At 67.2% G+C, this 18,090-nt stretch carries 18 protein-coding genes; 12 read left to right on the top strand and 6 right to left on the bottom strand.

The annotated features are described in order from the left end of the window. Nucleotides 1-32: 32 nt before the first annotated feature. On the top strand, nucleotides 33-788 hold the full coding sequence (locus tag AC25Y4_RS11415) for a CGNR zinc finger domain-containing protein (protein WP_488120544.1): 756 nt from the start codon (nucleotides 33-35) through the stop codon (nucleotides 786-788). A 49-nt stretch (nucleotides 789-837) separates the two neighbouring features. On the opposite strand, the gene AC25Y4_RS11410 is transcribed toward AC25Y4_RS11415, so the two are convergent. The 3 genes from AC25Y4_RS11410 to AC25Y4_RS11400 all read right to left on the bottom strand — a co-directional run bounded on the left by AC25Y4_RS11410 (nucleotide 838) and on the right by AC25Y4_RS11400 (nucleotide 3,397). Further along, nucleotides 838-1,425, bottom strand: a complete 588-nt coding sequence (locus tag AC25Y4_RS11410; protein ID WP_488120543.1) for a 2-phosphosulfolactate phosphatase — start codon at nucleotides 1,423-1,425, stop codon at nucleotides 838-840. A 187-nt stretch (nucleotides 1,426-1,612) separates the two neighbouring features. Further along, nucleotides 1,613-2,878: a hypothetical protein gene (locus AC25Y4_RS11405; RefSeq protein ID WP_488120542.1), complete on the bottom strand. Its 1,266-nt coding sequence runs from the start codon at nucleotides 2,876-2,878 to the stop codon at nucleotides 1,613-1,615. A gap of 72 nt (nucleotides 2,879-2,950) precedes the next feature. Next, nucleotides 2,951-3,397: an EVE domain-containing protein gene (locus tag AC25Y4_RS11400; protein ID WP_488120541.1), complete on the bottom strand. Its 447-nt coding sequence runs from the start codon at nucleotides 3,395-3,397 to the stop codon at nucleotides 2,951-2,953. Nucleotides 3,398-3,487: 90 nt separating this feature from the next. Between AC25Y4_RS11400 and AC25Y4_RS11395 the strand changes: the two genes are divergently transcribed. Next, nucleotides 3,488-4,063: a hypothetical protein gene (locus tag AC25Y4_RS11395; RefSeq protein WP_488120540.1), complete on the top strand. Its 576-nt coding sequence runs from the start codon at nucleotides 3,488-3,490 to the stop codon at nucleotides 4,061-4,063. Next, nucleotides 4,060-4,695, top strand: a complete 636-nt coding sequence (locus tag AC25Y4_RS11390) for a DUF1684 domain-containing protein (protein WP_488120539.1) — start codon at nucleotides 4,060-4,062, stop codon at nucleotides 4,693-4,695. Before AC25Y4_RS11395 ends, AC25Y4_RS11390 begins: the two co-directional genes overlap by 4 nt. A 71-nt stretch (nucleotides 4,696-4,766) precedes the next feature. On the opposite strand, the gene AC25Y4_RS11385 is transcribed toward AC25Y4_RS11390, so the two are convergent. Then, complete coding sequence (locus AC25Y4_RS11385) at nucleotides 4,767-7,046, bottom strand: HelD family protein (RefSeq protein WP_488120538.1); 2,280 nt, start codon at nucleotides 7,044-7,046, stop codon at nucleotides 4,767-4,769. A 389-nt stretch (nucleotides 7,047-7,435) separates the two neighbouring features. Between AC25Y4_RS11385 and AC25Y4_RS11380 the strand changes: the two genes are divergently transcribed. From AC25Y4_RS11380 to AC25Y4_RS11350, 7 genes are all read left to right on the top strand, one after another. Beyond that, the gene (locus AC25Y4_RS11380) at nucleotides 7,436-9,028 is read left to right on the top strand and encodes a DEAD/DEAH box helicase (RefSeq protein ID WP_488120537.1); all 1,593 of its coding nucleotides are present in this window, start codon (nucleotides 7,436-7,438) and stop codon (nucleotides 9,026-9,028) included. Nucleotides 9,029-9,238: 210 nt separating this feature from the next. Beyond that, nucleotides 9,239-10,117, top strand: a complete 879-nt coding sequence (locus AC25Y4_RS11375) for a CPBP family intramembrane glutamic endopeptidase (RefSeq protein WP_488120536.1) — start codon at nucleotides 9,239-9,241, stop codon at nucleotides 10,115-10,117. Then, nucleotides 10,114-11,328 (top strand): sensor histidine kinase, encoded by a 1,215-nt coding sequence (locus AC25Y4_RS11370; RefSeq protein WP_488120535.1) that lies wholly within the window; start codon nucleotides 10,114-10,116, stop codon nucleotides 11,326-11,328. Before AC25Y4_RS11375 ends, AC25Y4_RS11370 begins: the two co-directional genes overlap by 4 nt. Continuing rightward, the gene (locus AC25Y4_RS11365; protein ID WP_488120534.1) at nucleotides 11,325-11,984 is read left to right on the top strand and encodes a response regulator; all 660 of its coding nucleotides are present in this window, start codon (nucleotides 11,325-11,327) and stop codon (nucleotides 11,982-11,984) included. The genes AC25Y4_RS11370 and AC25Y4_RS11365 overlap by 4 nt, the downstream gene beginning before the upstream one ends. Nucleotides 11,985-12,055: 71 nt before the next feature. After that, on the top strand, nucleotides 12,056-13,129 hold the full coding sequence (locus AC25Y4_RS11360) for a DNA polymerase IV (protein WP_488120533.1): 1,074 nt from the start codon (nucleotides 12,056-12,058) through the stop codon (nucleotides 13,127-13,129). Between the two features lie 67 nt (nucleotides 13,130-13,196). Then, complete coding sequence (locus AC25Y4_RS11355) at nucleotides 13,197-13,688, top strand: N-acetyltransferase family protein (RefSeq protein ID WP_488120532.1); 492 nt, start codon at nucleotides 13,197-13,199, stop codon at nucleotides 13,686-13,688. 132 nt (nucleotides 13,689-13,820) lie between these two features. Further along, nucleotides 13,821-14,777 (top strand): nucleoside hydrolase, encoded by a 957-nt coding sequence (locus tag AC25Y4_RS11350; protein WP_488120531.1) that lies wholly within the window; start codon nucleotides 13,821-13,823, stop codon nucleotides 14,775-14,777. 462 nt (nucleotides 14,778-15,239) lie between these two features. Here the strand turns inward: AC25Y4_RS11350 and AC25Y4_RS11345 are convergent, their stop codons facing one another. Continuing rightward, nucleotides 15,240-15,827 carry an NUDIX hydrolase family protein gene (locus AC25Y4_RS11345; protein ID WP_488120530.1) on the bottom strand — a complete coding sequence of 196 codons (588 nt, stop codon included), beginning with the start codon at nucleotides 15,825-15,827 and terminating at the stop codon, nucleotides 15,240-15,242. A gap of 197 nt (nucleotides 15,828-16,024) precedes the next feature. On the opposite strand from AC25Y4_RS11345, the gene AC25Y4_RS11340 reads away from it, so the two are divergent. Continuing rightward, the gene (locus AC25Y4_RS11340) at nucleotides 16,025-16,675 is read left to right on the top strand and encodes an alpha/beta hydrolase (RefSeq protein WP_488120529.1); all 651 of its coding nucleotides are present in this window, start codon (nucleotides 16,025-16,027) and stop codon (nucleotides 16,673-16,675) included. Nucleotides 16,676-16,791: 116 nt separating this feature from the next. On the opposite strand, the gene AC25Y4_RS11335 is transcribed toward AC25Y4_RS11340, so the two are convergent. Further along, entirely contained in the window at nucleotides 16,792-17,229 is a 438-nt protein-coding gene (locus AC25Y4_RS11335) for a DUF5997 family protein (RefSeq protein ID WP_488120528.1), read from the bottom strand. A 64-nt stretch (nucleotides 17,230-17,293) separates the two neighbouring features. Between AC25Y4_RS11335 and AC25Y4_RS11330 the strand changes: the two genes are divergently transcribed. Next, nucleotides 17,294-18,088, top strand: a complete 795-nt coding sequence (locus AC25Y4_RS11330; protein WP_488120527.1) for a LysR substrate-binding domain-containing protein — start codon at nucleotides 17,294-17,296, stop codon at nucleotides 18,086-18,088. The last annotated feature ends 2 nt before the right edge of the window (nucleotides 18,089-18,090 follow it).

The raw sequence follows: 18,090 nt of genomic DNA, 5'->3' as shown, positions 1-18,090 counted from the left end.
GATACCCGGTAACTTGATACGCTGGTTACCCCATGAGTAGCAGAACAGACACCAGTCAGACCGGGCAATGGTTCGATTCCAGCGATGGTCAACGCTGGTGGTTCGATTCCGGCTCCACCGCACTTGATTTCGCATACTCCGGCTCGATGGGCGACGGAACGGTCACGGAGCGACTGCACACCGAACACGACCTCGCCGGCTGGCTGAACGAGCGCTTCACGCCCGCGGCGGCGGAAACGGTTGCCGCGGCATCCGCTGGCACTGCTGGTGGCCCTGCTGGCGTCGCGTCTGGCGCGGCCCAGAATGCTGCCGGCGCCGGTGCCAGCGTGGGTCTGGCCACCAGCTCAATCGTGTTCCCCGGTGCTATCTCGGCAACTGAACGAGACCTTGTCGATGCCAAGGCACTGCGCGACGCGATCGCTAACCTCGCGAATGCCGCTGCTGCCCGGGCGGAGTTCAGTACGCGGGATATCGACATCCTCAACCTGTTCGCCGCGACCCCTGACATCCCGCCATCGCTGGGCGGCGGGTCCCGCCAGGCTGGGCGCACCGCGCCGCGGGCCGGCCAGGCGTTGTCGACTCTGGCGCGCACGGCGATCGAGTTGTTCGATCCGATCGAGGTCGTGCGGATTCGTGAGTGCTCAGCCGACGACTGCTCCATGATCTATTTCGACACGTCGCGCTCGGCGAATCGACGCTGGTGCTCGATGCAGCGCTGCGGAAACAGGGCGAAGATTCGCGCCTATCGGGAGCGCCTCGCGAAGCAGGAAAGCCGCCCCAGCTTCTAGCCGCGGCCTTCCGCGCGCCCCTGAGGGCGAACGTCCGCCTGCCAGACGGCTAGGCCGGCAAGGATGCGGCGTGGGGCTCCTCGATCGTCGTCGACGAGTCGAGCGCACTGGCAGCCCTGACCTCATCGCCGCGGCCGAGAGCGATCAGCGCCTGGCCAGTTTCCGACGCACTGACGAGGTGCCTCAGCGCCTGCCGCAGACCGACGAAGGCAGCGGATGCCGCGGCCGCCTCAGGCGAGCAGTGGTCGATTCCCAGCGTGGTCAGCGCGTCGATCACGGCGCCAGCCGCCAGCAGGTCTTCGACGCTCGGAGCGAAGGATCCGTCAGCTCGCGCCTCGCCCGCAGCGATGATGGCAACCGAGAACCGGCCGCCCTTCTCTGTCTGGCGGGCGAGCACCCATTCGGCGACGGCCGTTCGGTTGGTGAGGTTCGCCGCGATGACGCGCGGTGCGGACGGGGCTACCGCCTGCGCCGAGGCGGCGGGTGTGGCGGGCGCGGCGGGTGTGGCGGGCGCACCGGCGGGGGCGAGGGCGTCGGCGAGGATCACGACATCCGCTGAATCGGCCAACGCGCGGAATCCGCCGAGTCCCCAATCGAACCGAACCTGGTATTTCTGCTGGGGAGTCGCGTCAGTCACTCAACCAGCGTAACGGCAGCAGATGCGCCCGTTACGGCGTGTGGCGCCCGCTACAGCGGGCGCGATCGGCCACAACGGGCGCGGTGAACGCAGAAACCCGCGTCGGCGGCTAGCGGCGAGCGACTGCGCGCGGCAAGCGACTGCGCGCAGCGGGCGACTACGGGCGGCGGCGGAGCGAGCGCTGGGCTCAGCGCACGTCAAAGCGGGCGAGGGCGTCGGCATCCGTCGCGTGCGTCATCGCGCGGCGAGCGGTGTCGAGCGCGGTCACGGGGTCAGCTTCGGCTTCGGCCAGGGCCAGCTGGCGCTCCGCCTCGGCGAGACGGGTGCGGGCCGCTGCGCCGACGCGCGCGCGGTTGGGCGTGATGAACTCGCGCGTGACCTGAATCTGGCTGCGGGCGGTCAGCAGTGCGCCGCTCAGGGCAGTCCGGGCGTTCTCGAGGCGCAGCTGGCGGTTGCGCGCCTCTGAGCGGGTGATGTCGAGGCCCTCCATCGCGCTCCGCAGGGTGGCGAGGTCGCCGACCGGGTCGCTGAGGCGGTTGGGGTCGCGGAGTGTCTGGATGACGGCATCCGCTCTGGCAATCACCTGGTTGAGTTCTGAGCTGGCCTCGGCTTCCTCGTGGCGATCACGGAGCGCCCTGGCCTCGGCGAGCTCAGCGTCTGCATGCTCAAGGGCGCCGCGCAGCGTCGCGTACTGCACGTGCAGCTGGTCTTCGCCGGTTTCGATGGCGTCGAGCAGCTGCGTTGCCCGGAATAGTCCCTGCTCGATGGCGGTGAGGTACTCGCCGACGGGCTCTGCGCTGCCGGCTTCGAGCCTGCTGGAGACGATGTTCTGAGCGGCCCGGGCTTCAACCAGCGCGGCGAGGGCGAGCTCGACGTTGCCGCTGATGCCCGCGAGCGCGTTCGGCGAGTAGCTCAGTGACAGCCGGTCGATGGTGGCAGCTCCGCTCGCAATGCGGTCTGCGGCGCGGTCGAGGCGGCGGGTCAGCTGCTGGACGGTGAACGGGGCGTCGCGTTCGGCGCTGCGTCGCGCCGAGAAGTCGCGGGTCAGGTTGGTGAGCCGGGTCGTTGCCTCGTCGGCGAGCGCGATGATCTGTTCGTTCCAGCGGCGACGTTCAGCGTCGGTGTCCGGCACGGCATCGTCGAGCTTCTGCTGCAGGGCGAACGCCTCGCTCAGCTGGCGACGGGACGCCACGAGCGCCTCCCCGAACTCCCGCGTGGCCTGCTCGCCGAACTGGGCGTAGGCGAACGCGAGCTCGTCTGCGCTGGCCTGCACGATGTCATCCGCTCGAACCAGGCTGATGGCGGCGTCACGGGCGAGGGCGGCATCCGCTGCGGTAATGCCGGCGAGCCGCTGCTTCCCACGGCGTCGGAATGCCCGGATGATCAGGGCTGCTGCAATTCCGGCGAGGGCAAAAACGACGACAGACGGTACCCACCAGAGATCGCCTGCCATGACTAGAAGTCTAGTTGAGGCTGACTACCCGCTCAGGACGAGCGAGCGGATGCGTTGACGAGCGGATGCGCGTCAGCGGCGGCGATCGTCGGCTGACGGACGGCGCATCTGCTGCCGAATCTCATCGAAATCGTGCTTCGAGATCTCGATGAGGCCGCGGCGCAGCTGGTAGCCCCAGTTCGGATTGCCGCGGGTGAAGTCCAGCACCGGGATCAACGGCCGGATCGAGGTCTCGACGGCGGCATGGTCGTAGTCAACGCGGCGACGCCATGGACGGTAGTCGCTGGCCGACTCTCCAGCCTGGTACACGTCGTCATCGGCAATCCAGCCGATCGCGGTGAACGACTTGAGCGAATCTCCCTCGATATCCGTCTTCGGCGAGTAATAGACAATGCCGTCAGACTCGCCCATCTGCTCAAGTGCGGTGCGGGCTCCATGGTTGGTCTGGGCGGTCCCCATCGCGACACCGCGCAGCACATGCTCGCGCTGCACAACGCCCAGCCAGTATCGGATTGCCACGCTCTAGTTCTACTGCATTCCGAGGCCGCCATTTTCCGCAGCACGGGCGGCACACTTGCTGTTCACCCAACGGCACCGCACACTGGCAGCATGCGAGTCCTCCTGAAAGACATCCTCGATTGCGACCCGGAAACCGCATGGCGAGCCATCCGCAGCCCCGCCGTGCTGCGTGAAGTCTCCTCGCCCGTCTTCAGCATGACGTCGCTGTCCGCCGACGGATTCCCGACAATCTGGGGGCCAGGCGACCACCCGATCTCGCTGCGCGGGCTCGGGCTCGTGCCCCTCGGCACCCAGGTCATCCGCCTCAATGTGGAGGAACGACGAGAAACGGATGCCCGCGGCAACGACGTGCGCATCCTGCGAGACACGGGCCGCCCGCTGACGGGGCCGTTGGCCTCCCTCACGCTGTGGGACCACCGGATGGCGATCTCCGCCGCCCCCGGTCGTCCAGACAAGACGCTCTACCGCGACCAGTTGAGGTTCGACGCCGGCGCACTGACCCTGCCGATGTGGCCGGCCTTCTGGTCGTTCTGGCAATGGCGGATGCGCCAGCTCAAACGCCTCGCCCCCGGGTGGCGGTTCGACATCGGCGTTGATGCGCCGGCGGATACGGGCGCCCCTGTGGGCGACAGCCCCGACGGCACCTCCCCGAGCGTGGCGCCGTGAGTTCGACCATCGGCGCGCTACAGGTAGCCGACTGGCGCCGCCGCATCTTCGGCCTCTACGCCGGCGTGCGGCAGCTCAGCGCAGCCAACCCGGCAGCGGGCCATGAGCTGTGGCGCTCAGGGCGCGATGAGCTGTTTGCCGGGCATCCGTCATCGCCGCTGCTGCCGGACGACCGCGCCAGCTTCACGGGGCTACCCATCGCAGGCTACGACCCAGACTGGCGGTTCGAAGTCGAGGTGCACCGCACAGAGGAGCCGCACCGCATCGCCGTTGAGACGGGAACGGATGGCACTGTGCCGTTCGATCTCGTCGGCTCTGTGCGCCTGCCATACGTCGGCTCCCTCGACGTGTGGCGCCTGGCCAGCTACGCCGGCGGGCTCTTTTTGCCGCTGAAAGACGGCCTCGCGGGCAAGCCTGGCGGAACCTACGGCGGCGGGCGCTACCTGATCGACACCGTCAAGGGCGCAGACCTGGGTGCCGGCCTCGGCGACGACACCCTGGTGCTCGACTTCAACTTCGCTTACAACCCGTCATGCGCATACGACCCGATGTGGGCGTGCCCGCTCCCGCAGAGCGGCAACATCGTGACGGCCGAGATCCCGGTCGGCGAGCTGTACCACCCCAGGCACTGAGACACCCACGCACTGAGAGACCCACGCACTGAGAGACCCAGGCACTGAGACACCCACGCACTGAGCGGCGTCTACTCCCCCAGGATCACCCTGGTCAGGCGCTGGGTCGGCCGCGTCATCGCCACGTACAGCGCAGCTGCTCCACGGGGAGACTCTGCGACAAGGCCATCCGGATCGGCCAGCACAACAGAGTCGAACTCCAGGCCTTTCGATTCGTGAGCGGTGAGCACGGCGATGCGGCGTTCCAGCCCGCGGGCTCCCGCGCCGACCTCTGACCCGAAGGAGCGGATGAGGTGCTCGAGTACCGCGTCGCGACGGTCGACAGGCACGATGACGGCAAGGGTGCCGATCGCATCAATCTCGATGTCGGCGGAGACGGCGCCCTCGACGGCTGCGGGCAAGCCGGCAACGTCGGGAACGACAACGTCGATGATCGGCCAGTCGCCCTCCCGCACAGAGCGGGTCGGCGTGATCGGCAAGCCATGCTCTGCGGCGACCTTCTCGGCTTCGCGGGCGATCTGCGCCGGCGTGCGGTAGTTGACGGTGAGCTCTTCGAGGTCCCAGCGGTCGGCGAAGTGCGGGTCAAGCGCTTCGTTCCAGCTGGATGCCGCAGCCGCGGAGCTGGCCTGCGCGATGTCACCGACGATGGTGAACGACCGCATCGGCGAGCGCCGCACCAACAGGCGCCACTGCATCGGCGACAGCTCCTGCGCTTCATCGACGACGACGTGGCCGAAGGTCCACGTGCGGTCAGACGCCGCGCGCTCCGCCGTCGTGCCCCGGTACTCAGACTCAGCAAAGTTGTCGGCCAGCTGCTCTGCGGTCACCATGCCCTGCACTCCGGCATTGCGGATGGCCTGCTCAGCGTTCTCGAGGTCGTTGGCGCGCTGCAGGTCCCGCTCGCGTTGACCGGCATCCGGTGCGGCCGTCGACTCACCGAGGAGCTCTGCTGCCTCGTCGAGCAGCGGCACATCGGAGATGGTGAACGGCTGGTCGCGGTCGCGGCGCAGCAGCGCACGGCGCTCAGGCGACCAGCGCAGCGTGAGGCCGGCGAGCCAGTTCGGCCTCGCATAGAGGTCCTGGATCAGCTTCTCGGCGGTAAGCGGCATCCAGGCGGTGTTCAGCACCACCCGCACGTCGTATGCCCCGCGGATGTCTTCACGGAGCGCCGCGAGGTCTGAGTCGTCGAGCGCGCCACCGTCGGAGCGCAGCTGCTTGGCCAGCTGGCTGACCATCTGCTCGATCGCGTAGTTGACGAAGAGCGCCCTGGCCTCGTTGTGCACCTTGCCGCTGGCCTGGGCCCGTGCCATGGCGCGGGCGATCAGCTGCGGCTGCACGACGATGCGATCGCCGTTCACGTCGACGGTCTGCGGGGTCGTCGGCGCGATCTGGCGTGATTTCACGGCACGGGCGATGAGGGTGACCATGCTCGCGGAGCCCTTGAGCTTGGCGACCTCCGTGCGGTCCTCCGTCGTGGCCGTCACGCCGGGGAACAGCTCGCCGAGCGACTGCATAACGACGCCGGTCTCGCCGAGCGACGGCAGCACGGACTCGATGTAAGTGAGGAATGCGCTCGACGGGCCAACGACCAGCACGCCGGCCGACCCCAGTCGGTCCCTGTGCGTGTAGAGCAGGTAGGCGGCACGGTGCAGCGCAACGGCGGTCTTGCCGGTGCCAGGTCCGCCCTGTACAACGAGAGCTCCACGCATTTCTGAGCGGATGATGCGATCCTGCTCAGCCTGGATCGTTGCGACGATATCGTGCATCCGACCGGTGCGCTGCACGGTGAGTGCGGCCATCAGCGCGCCCTCACCCTGCACCTCTGCTGTGCCGGGTTCGGTGAGCATGTCGACGTCGAACACCTCGTCGTCGAGGCGCACCACGTCACGTTCGCGCATGATCAGGTGGCGGCGAGCGGCGACACCGAGCGGCGTTGCCGCGGTCGCCTGGTAGAACGAACTGGCCTGTGGGGCACGCCAGTCGATCAGCATCGAACGCTGGTCGCGGTCGCGCAGGCCGATTCGGCCGATGTAGCGGATGGTGTCGCTGTCGACGGCGGAATCGTCTGCCGTGTCTGCGACGGCGCGTTCACCGTTGGCTGCCGCATTCGCGTCCGACTTCAGTCGGAGGCGCCCGAAGACGAGCCGGGAATCGACGTCGCGCAGCTGGTGCAACCGGTCTTCGTGCATGCGCGCGAATGAGTCGCGTTCGCTGCGCATCTGGTGGTTGCCACCGACTGTCTGTGACCGAATCGAGTCAAGGCGCCTGGTCTCCTCGTTGAGGAGTTCATCGAGCCGGTTGTACAACCGGGCGACGTGCGCTCGCTCGCGTTCGAGTTCGTTCTCTACCACTCGACTCCCGCGTGCCTGATAAACATTCGTCCAACGACTTTACAGGGATACGGGCATCGTCTGGGACCCCCCGTTCGTTCTCCCACCCGCGAAACGAACCGTCGAGGCGATCTGGGGCCATTCCCAGCTCAGCTTGACAGCATCCGGTAGACTGGAATTACTTGTGAGTGCATAACTGCATTCCCTGCGTCGTAGAACGCCCTCTTCTTGTCGCGACAGCCAGTCTCTGGCCGCCGACGATTTGCGAATGAAACATTCTTACGGCGAACGGATGTGCCCATCGGCACCTTCGCCATGTGAATCCTCATGATTCGAATGTTGCATTGTGCGCTCTATCGCACTGCGCCGCGTTCGAGTACGCGAGGCACTGATGCCCGAAAGGCACCACTTTGTCTGATATCTCCTTTGGCGCGCTTGGCGTGCCAGCTCCCGTCGTTGCAGTTCTCGCTGCACAGGGACTCACCACTGCTTTTCCCATCCAGGTAGACACCCTGCCGGACACCCTGAACGGCCGCGACGTACTCGGCCGCGGTAAGACCGGCTCCGGCAAGACCCTGGCCTTCTCCATCCCGATGATCTCGCGCCTCGGCGGCAAGCTCGCCGGTGGCAAGCGTCGTCCTGGGCGCCCGCTCGGCCTGATCCTGGCGCCGACCCGTGAGCTGGCCACCCAGATTTCCGCAGCCCTCACCCCGATGGCTGAGGCGTACAACCTCACCACGACGACCATCTTCGGTGGCGTCTCGCAGAACCGTCAGGTCGCAGCCCTCAAGGCCGGCGTCGACATCGTCGTGGCCTGCCCCGGCCGCCTCGAGGACCTCATGAAGCAGGGCTTCGTGAACCTCGACTCCGTTGAGATCACCGTGCTCGACGAGGCCGACCACATGGCAGACCTCGGCTTCCTGCCCGTCGTCACGCGCATCCTCGACAAGACGCCGTCCAACGGACAGCGCCTCCTCTTCTCGGCAACGCTCGACAACGGCGTTGACAAGATCGTGCGTCGCTTCCTGCACAACGAGGTTCTGCACTCCGTCGACGAGGCCACCAGCCACGTCTCGGCCATGACCCACCACGTGTTCGAGGTCGACAACGCCGAGTCGAAGAAGGAGCTCATCGAGAAGCTCGCTTCTGGCAGCGGCCGCCGCATCCTCTTCATGCGCACCAAGCACCACGCCAAGAAGCTGGCCAAGGCACTGACCGACTCCGGCATCCCTTCCGTTGACCTGCACGGCAACCTGTCGCAGGTTGCTCGCGACCGCAACTTGGCCGCATTCTCCGCCGGTGACGTTCGCGTCCTCGTCGCAACGGATGTCGCAGCTCGCGGCGTGCACGTCGACGACATCGAACTCGTTATCCACGTTGACCCGCCGGCAGAGCACAAGGCATACCTGCACCGCTCTGGCCGCACGGCTCGTGCAGGCAGCGCCGGTGACGTTGTCACCATCATGCTTCCTGCCCAGCGCAAGGACACCGAGGCGCTGCTGCGCAAGGCAGCCATCGCTGTCACCCCGCAGCGTGTGAACGCCAACTCCCCCGCAGTCATCACCCTCACCGGTGATGTTGCTGCATACGTCAAGCCGCTTCCCCGCCAGGAGCAGCCGCAGCGCGGCCAGTCACAGGGTGGTCGCTCGCAGGGTGCAAACGCCCAGCGCAAGCGTTCAAACCGTGACGACCGTGACGGCCGCAGCGCCGGCAGCCGCGAGGGTGGCCGCCCAGCACGCAGCGGTGACGCAGCATCAGCTGGCGCTCCTCGCCGCGACCGTTCAGGTCGTCCGGCAACGGCCGGCTCAGGTGCTGGTGCAGGTGCAGCTCGCAGCGGTGCACCGCGCCAGGGCGGCGCCGGCGGCCAGGGTCGCAGTGGCGGCCAGGGCGGCGGCGCAGGCTCAGGTCGCTCAGGCGGCCTGCAGGTCGGCGGCCTCGTTCGTGGCAACTCGGCTTCAGCCGGCGGCGCTCGTCGCTCGGCTCCGCGCCGCGCACAGGGCTAATCGCTCGCAGTCTTTCAACGGGTCGGTCTCTTCGGAGGCCGGCCCGTTGTGGTTTAACTGCCGATGTGGCCCATCTCTGACGACGATCGCTTCCGATCCCTCAGCGACATCCGTCCCCCGTGCGAGCTACACGGAAGTGTCCACCACAGGGTGACGACTCCGAAACCGCGGATCCGTAGCGTGAATTGATGTCGCGACACGTTGGTCGCGATGTCAATCACGGAGGACCTGATGAAATACATTGTGCAATTGATTGCCGTCATTGCGGTCGCCTTCCTGGGGAACCTCGCCCTCCAGGCCGTGAACGGGATGCCATGGCTCACGCTGACGGCCGGTGTGGCTGTCGCGGCGATCGCGGTGTTCGTATACCGCCAGGTAGTGCAGCGCACTGAGCGGCGCGCGCCCACCGAGCTGGCGGCCCCTGGCGCCGTCCGCGCCGCCGTCCGCGGCACGACCGTTGGCATCGTGCTGTTCGCCGCTGTCATTGGCGCCATCGCGGCCTTCGGCGGCTACGAGATCGTCGGGATCGGTTCGGTGGCTGGAGCGGTGGGACTGATCGGAGTCATGTGCACCGTAGCGGTGACGGAGGAACTGATGTTTCGGGGCGTCCTGTATCGATGGGTCGAGAACCATGGCGGAACCTGGCTCGCCCTCGTTCTGACCGGGTCACTGTTCGGTCTTATCCACCTGCTCAATCCCAACGCCTCCCTCTGGGGTGCCATCGCGATCGCCGTTGAAGCCGGCGGAATGCTCACCGCCGCCTACATCGCCACACGCAGCCTCTGGTTGCCGATCGGATTGCACTTTGGCTGGAATATTGCAGCCTCCGCCCTCTTCAGCACCGAGGTCTCTGGGAACAACACCCCGCAGGGGATCCTGGACGCAGTGATGTCGGGCCCCATGCTCCTCACGGGCGGGGACTTCGGACCTGAGGGGAGTGTAATCGCCGTCCTCCTCTGCGGACTGGCCACGGTGGTCTTCCTGCTTATAGCCGCACGGCGCGGCAACATCGTGTCATTCGGCGCGGCCCGTGCTGCCGCCAGGGATGCTGCGCGGAATGCTTCAGCCCGGGATAGAGTAGCGCAGTGACTGACGGCCGGAGGATCGCAGACGCGTGGCGCCGGCAGGGCGTCGTCCTGCGCGATCTGCCCCTTTCGGCCGGGCTGTTCCTGATGTCAGTGCTGCCGGTAAGCCACGCGTACGGAACCGTGCTCGGCGGCCTCCCCGACCGGCCGTTCGATGCCCTCGCCGCGGCGGCGGTCGCCCTGCAGTCTCTTCCACTCGCCTTCCGGCGCCGGTGGCCTCTGTTGTGCCTGAGCCTCGTGTCGGCGGGCTTCGCGATTGACCAGCTGGCCGGCTACCACACCTTCGCGGGCACGGGGCTTTTCGTCGCCCTGCTGAGCGCCGGCTCGTATATTGAGCGGCATCGCAAGATTGTCGTGCTCGTCTTCTCCGCTGCCTACATCGCCCTTGCTGTCGGTCTGTACCGTATGGGTTCGACCGAGCCGTTCAGCGAATTTGCGACGTTCTACGTTGCTCTGGCCTTCGCCGTCGGGATCGGAGTTTGGCAGCGGGCCGGACGACTGGCCGAGCAGGACCGGCTGGACCGCATCGCCGGCGACACACGGTCGATGGAGCGCACCCGGATCGCGCGCGACCTGCATGACGTCGTCACCCATCACGTGACAGCGATGGTGGTACAGGCGGAAGCCGCGCGATACCTCACCGACGCTCCCGACCGGGTCGACGACGCCTTGGACACCATCGCGGGCACCGGGCGGCGGGCTATCGCGGATCTGCGGCAGGTGCTCGACGTGCTCAATCCCGACCATGAGGAGGCCAGCCGCACCCCTGGCCCCACTGATGTGCGCGATCTCGTGGAGCACTCACGCCGCGCCGGCCTGCGGGTTGAATTCACCGAAGAGGGCAGTCCTCGGAGTCCGGCCGGTGGTGCGGAGCTCGTTGTCTACCGGGTGGTGCAGGAAGCACTCACGAACGCGCGAAAACACGCACCGGGCGGCCGCACCGCCGTCGACATCCGCCACCAGGCAGAGGAGACCACAGTCGAGATTCTCTCGCACGCCACAGTGCCCGCCACAGTGCACGCCACAATGCCGGCCACAGCGCAGACCACAGTGCATCCAGCGCCCACATCCACTCGACTACCGGACGGCAGCGGCCGTGGGCTCGCCGGGCTTCGTGAGCGGGTGACGGCTCTTGGGGGCGATTTCAGCGCCGGACCGCGGGAGGGCGGCGGCTTCGCTGTCCTCGCCCGCGTACCGACGGGAAGCCGGGTATGAGCTCACCGATCAGGGTGCTGGTGTGCGATGACCAGCCGCTTATTCGCACCGGCTTTGCAACGATTATCGGCGCGCAGCCGGATCTGGAGGTGGTTGCCGAGTGCGGTGACGGCCGTGCCGCCGTCGAGCTCGCCCGGCGCCTGCTTCCTGACGTCGTAGTGATGGACATACGGATGCCGCTGCTGGACGGCATTGCGGCGACCCGTGAGCTAGCTGGCGCCGCTGTCACCAACCCCGTCAAAGTGCTCGTGGTCACGACCTTCAACCTGGACGAATATGTCTACGAGGCCCTGCGCGCGGGTGCCAGCGGGTTCCTGCTCAAAGACGCACCCCCTGCACAGTTGCTGAACGGCATCCGCACGGTCGCGTCTGGGGCCGCGCTGCTGGCGCCTGAGGTGACGCGGCAGCTCGTCGGGCGTTATGCCGAGCGCATCCGCCCCGCCGGCATCGCGCCCGATGACACTCCCCTGACTCCACGCGAACTCGACGTGCTCCGCCTCATTGCCGCCGGGTTGTCGAACACCGAGATCGCGGCGGCGCTCGTGATCAGCCAGGAGACCGTCAAGACCTTTGTCTCGCGGATCCTCAGCAAGCTCGCCCTCCGCGATCGTGTCCAGGCCGTGGTGTACGCCTACCGGCACGGCCTGGTCTCCTGAGGCGGGACACCGCATCTCCCAGCTCGGTGAAAACCGGTGCCGGTGATGGATGTTGAGGGCACACTGGTGTCGTGAGCGGAGACCAGTGGGTGCTGCACGTCGACCTCGACCAGTTCATTGCTGCGGTCGAGGTGCTCCGGCACCCCGAACTTGCGGGCAAGCCGATCATCGTCGGCGGCCGGGGCGACCCCACCGAACGGGCCGTGGTGTCCACGGCGTCCTACGAAGCACGGGTGTTCGGCGTAGGTTCCGGCATGCCTCTGCGGATTGCAGCCAGGAAGGTGCCAGACGCCGTGATCCTGCCTGTGGACTCCGAGGCCTACCTCGCCGCGTCGGACACGGTGATGACGACCCTGCGGGGCCAGCCCGGTGCCGTCGTGCAGGTGCTGGGGTGGGATGAGGCCTTTGTGGGCATCCAGACGGAGGATCCAGAAGCCTACGCCAGGGATATCCAGGCTGCTGTCCTGGAGCAGACGCAGCTGCACTGCAGCGTGGGCATCGGAGACACGCTGGTCAGGGCCAAGAACGCCACCGATCTCGGCAAGCCGGCTGGCGTCTTCCGCCTCACCGCCGAGAACTGGCTCGAGGTAATGGGCGGCCGGCCCACCAAGGAGCTGTGGGGCATCGGGGCGAAGGTGTCTGGTCGATTGGCCACGCTCGGTATCACGACGGTTGCCGAGCTCGCCGCGTCGGATCCGCAGGATCTGGTTCCGGAGTTCGGCCCCAAGATGGGTCCCTGGTACGCGCAGCTCGGCAGAGGAGACGGCGCCAGCGTCGTGGACGACACTCCATGGGTGGCCCGCGGGCACAGCCGCGAGACCACCTTCCAAGTCGACCTCACAGAGCCGGCCCAGGTGGACGAGGCTGTGCGGGAGCTGGTCGCAAACGTCCTAAAAGACGTGGCGGCTGAAGGACGGCCGGTGATCGGGCTGACCCTGAAAGTTCGGTATGCGCCGTTTACGACCACGACACACGCACGGAAGATTCCCGCGACCTTCAACGAAGACGAAATCCTCGCCCGCGCCCTGGACCTCGCTGGCGAGATCGAGGCCGGCCGTCCGATCCGGCTCCTGGGGCTGCGTGCCGAAATGGCCATGCCCGACGATGCGCGGAAGGGCCACACGCCAACGCGCGGGGGTTGGTGAGGGCCCAGAGCCGGCCGCGAAAACGAGGGTGGTCGAGAGGCGAATTATTCTCGGCTAGTGTCGGATCATGGACACCACAGTTGTTGTTCGGCCCGTTCGCGACGCCGATGCTGAAGCCCTCGGTCGCGTGCATGCGGCCTGTTGGCACGAAACGTACGACCACCTGATCAGTGAGGCCGTGCTCTCCTCCGTGTCACCGCGCCGGTTGGCCGACCTCTGGACGCACTGGATGAACCAGGGCGACGGCTATCGCCAGGTCGCGGCCCTCGTAGACGGGGAGATCATCGGATTCTCCGGCGCCGGCCCTGCCAGAGACGCTGACGCGCCCCGCGAGCGCGAACTGCACCTCATCTACCTGCTCGACAAGTACCACGGCACGGGGATCGGCCAGCAGCTCTTCGACGCCGTGTGCGGAGAGGAGCAGGCCTACCTGTGGGTCGCAGCAGACAACCCGCGGGCCCACGGCTTCTACACGCGCAACGGCTTCATCCCTGATGGCAGTGAGCAGCTGCAGCCGTTCCTGGGCGAGGAGATCCGTGAGGTGCGGCTCGTCCGCTAGCCGGCGCGACGGGTAGCCCCGTTGCGGTCGCCAGCCTGATGGGTGGCCCGCGGCGGTCGCCCGCCTGATCGGCAGCCCCGTGGCCGGTAGCCGCCGCGAGGGCGGCAGCCTGCGGCAAACTAGGCTTAGCGGATGACCTCACTTCCCGTCATCCTCGACGTCGACACCGGCGTAGACGACGCCCTCGCCATCCTGTTCGCCGTAGCCCACCCCGACATCAACGTGCTCGGAATCAGCTGCGTCGCCGGCAACGCCTCCCTGGAGCGCGTTGTCGACAACACCCTGCGCATCCTGGACGTGGCCGGCGCCGGGAACATTCCCGTCGCCGCCGGCGCCCGCCGCCCCCTGATCGAGCCGGCCCGCGACGCATCTCACGTTCATGGCGAAGGCGGCCTCGGCACGCTGCACCTGCCGGCCACAGAGCGGATGCCGGTGCCCGGCAGCTCGATCGAGCTGATGCACCGGCTGATCGCCGAGAGCCCGCAGCCGGTCACCCTCGTCGCGCTCGCCCCGCAGACCAACCTCGCGCTCCTGCTGCGCCAGTACCCCGATGACGCCGACAACATCGAGCGCATTGTCTTCATGGGCGGATCAGCCAGCGTCGGAAACGCGACGGCCGTCGCCGAGTTCAACGTGTGGCATGACCCTGAGGCCGCGGCCATCGTGCTCGACTCCGGCGTGCCGACGTACATGTATGGGCTCGACGTCTTCAACCGGGTGGGTGTTGACGAAGCCGTCGCCACCGCTCTGATGTCGCACGAGACGGCGCGCGGCCGCGCTGTCGGCGCGCTGATCGCCAACCGCGTCGCCGGTCGCGGAGACACCGGCTCGATCTACACCGGCCTGATCGGTGACGCCGGCGCGGTCTGCGCCCTCGTCAACCCCGACGCGATCCACACCCAGATTCGGCCCGTGCGCGTGCAGCTGTCTGGATACGGCCGCGGCCAGACTCTCGTCGACCTCCGCCAGTTCCCCGGCGAAGACATCATGCACGGTCTCGCTGAAGAGTGGGCGAGCGTCGAGGTTGCCCTCGACATCGACGTCGACAGCATCATCGCCACGTTCCTCGGGGCGCTTGACCTCGCGTAATTCGCACTGACCAGAACGGCCCCTGATCCGCACGCACAGTGCCGAACCAGGGGCCGTTCTTCGTGTGGTTGAGGAGCGGGCCACCCGTTGGTCGAGGAGCGAGCGCCAGCGAGCGTCTCGAGACCCGGCAACCCGAACCCTGCAGCGGGTCTGGAGACGGCCGTGACGGCCTCCGCGACTAGCAAGGAGGGCTGGGCTAGCGCAGCAGTCCGACAGAGGCCAGAGCGGCGCGCAGCAACGTCCGATGTCGCGAAAACCGGAAACGTTGCCGCAGAGAGCGCGATCCGTCCTGTATTCGGTGACAGTTGCTCGATTCATCCTGTATTCGCTACAGAAGGGCACCCAGGCGCGATGGCCTCGAGAAGGCCGTGAACGGCCTCCTCGACCAACGGAGGGCGCCCAGCGCGCGGAATGGCCTCGAGACGGCAGTGAACGGCCTCCGCGACTAGCGGGGAGGGCTGGCTAGCGCAGCAGTCCGACAGAGGCCAGAGCGGCGCGCAGCAGCGAACCGCGACCGCCGACCATTTCCAGCGATACGGCCTCTGAGGCGGCTTCCGCGGGGGTCATCCAGGTGACCTCAAGCGCGTCCTGCCGCGGATCGCACGTTCCCGTGACGGGAACGACGTAGGCCAGCGAGACAGCGTGTTGGCGATCATCCGTGAATGGCGTCAAGCCGGGAAGCGGAAAGTACTCTGCGACCGAGAACGGCACAGGACTGGTGGGCAGCTGCGGGAAGGCCATCGGCCCGAGGTCCTTCTCGAGGTGACGGAAGAGCGCGTCGCGCAGCGTCTCGCCGTACATCACGCGGCCGGAGACGAGGGTGCGGGTCATTTCCCCTTCGGGAGTGGCGCGCAGCAGCACGCCGACCTCGACGACCTGGCCGAGCCCATCCACGCGCACCGGTACGGCCTCGACGTAGAGCAGCGGCAGCCGACGGCGCACCTCTGCCAGTTCGAAATCGCTGAGCCAGCCAGGGTTCGTGCTGGGCGGCGGGGCGTCATCGGGGCCAGGCGTCCAGTCCGGATCGGGGTCGGGGGTGCGCACGCTCATGCACTCATTCTCACCCACCTCGGCGACGGATGCACGCCGTCGCGTCGGAATGCGCGCGTCACACCCTGCGTTGTCCTTGTCCAGCAGGGGCGAATGCGGCCGCTGCGTAAAACTGCTGGCTGCGGGAAAGTCTCCGGCCGCATGAAAGTATTGACGACATCGAGCGCCTGCCTCGACTGCGAAAGGCGAGAACCCCCATGAACAACAGCGAACGCATCGAAGCGATCGACTCTGAGGCCGTGCTCTGGTCCGCCGGTGGCGCTGACCGCGTCGGGCGGCCCCTCCTGCTGATTCTGCACGGCTTCGGTTCGCACGAAGGCGACCTGTTCTCGCTTGCGCCGCACCTGCCGCTCGAACCGGTGCTCGCGGCGCTCCGTGCGCCCCTTCCCGCCGGCCAGGGATGGGCGTGGTTCCCGATCAGCGAGCCGGGGAATCCCGACAGCACCGCCATCGACGCCGCAGCCCGTGGCGTGCTCGACTGGCTTGACGCGCAGGAGGTGCAGCCGACATCCGTTGGATTGCTCGGGTTCTCGCAGGGTGGCGCCATGGCTCTGCAGCTGTTGCGACTGGCACCGGAGCGGTTCTCGTTCGCCGTGCAGCTGTCAGGTTTCGTCGGCAGCGGCGAACAGCCTGGTGACGCGCGCCTGGCGGAGCTCGGCACGCCGGTGTTCTGGGGGCGTGGCACGGCCGACCCCGTGATTCCGCGCAGCGCCGTCAACCGCACTCAGGTGTGGCTGCCCACGCACTCCACACTGACCGAACGCATTTATGAGGGGATGCCGCACTCCATCTCCCAGCCTGAGCTGGTCGACATCGTGACCTTCCTGCGCGAGCAGTACCCGGCGTAGCGCGCCGGCATCCGTCAAGAATCGCCGTTTCGCCCGAGAGTCGCCGTTGCAACGGCGACTCTCGGTACTAACGGCGACTCTCGGTACTAACGGCGACTCTCGGTACTACTGGGGTACTACTCGCCCCGGTGTGCTGCGCGCTGGGCGGCTCCGCGTGCGGCGCGTTCCTTCTTGGCGGCTTTCTCGGCCTTGGCGTCCTTGTCGCGAATCTGCTCTGCACGCACCTCAGCCTGCGTCGCACGCTCGGTCACCAGCCATGCCGGCGGCTGCTGCAGCAGTTCCTTGATCTCGGCGGTGGTGAGCGGTTCGTCAACGCCCGCGCGGGCAAGTCCTGAGATAGAGACGCCGAGCTTGGCGGCGACAACCTGGCGGGGGTGCGGGCCGTTGGCGCGCAGGTCGACGAGCCACTCCGGCGGGTTCTCGTTCAGTTCAGCAACGGCGTCGCGGGTGATGAGGTTGTTCTGGAATTCCTCTGGGGCTGCCTGAAGCAGAATCCCGAGCTTCTGTGCCGCCGTGGCGGGCTTCATGGTCTGGGTCTTCTTTTCCGAGGTCATCCCTCCAGCGTATAGCCTGAGAGTACCGCCGCATTGGCGAGATGACGCCTGAGAAAGGATGCCGATGAGCTTTTCAATCGGTTTCGTCGCGGGTGTAACCCCCACGAAGTGGACACGGATCTGGGCCGATCGATTCCCAGACACACCCCTTGAGGTCTTTCGCACCGAACCCGGTGAACAGACAGGGGTCCTTCTGGACGAACGCGCTGACGTCAGCTTCGTTCGCCTGCCCATCGACCGCGATGGCCTCAGCGTCATCATGCTCTACGACGAGATCCCCGTGGTCGTCGCCGCCAAAGACCATGCCATTGCCGCGGCGGAGACCGTCGCCATCGGAGACCTGGCCGGTGAGCATCTGCTGCAAAACCCTGATGAGCTGCCGGAATGGCGCGACATCGCCACCGAGATCGCCGACGGAACCCGTCGCGAGCTACCGAAGATGCGTGACCTCGATGAGGCCATGGAGCAGGTGGCTGCCGGGGTCGGCATCCTCATCCTTCCGCACTCCCTCGCCCGCCTGCACAGCCGAAAAGATGTCATTTCGCGACCGGTCGACGGCGTCGCCGACACCCAGATCGCGCTGGCATGGCCCACGGCCAAGACAACGGATGACGTCGAGGAGTTCATCGGGATCGTGCGCGGTCGCTCTGCGGCCAGCTCACGCAGCGAGACCGTCGTGGTACGCGGAGAACCCGTAAAAAAAGTGAAAGCGACTGCAAAAGCGAAGGCCGCCGCCAAGGAAGCACGCGAGGTCGCAGCCAAGAAGAAGCCTGCCCAGCCCAAGAAGAAGGCGGGCCTCGCGCCCGGTCGCGTTCGCACGGCGTCGAGTTCGCGCAACAAGCGCCGCGGGAGCCGCTGACC

The sequence above is a fragment of the Leifsonia sp. Y878 genome (genome assembly GCF_057669685.1).
This window is presented reverse-complemented; position numbering and strand designations above follow the sequence as displayed.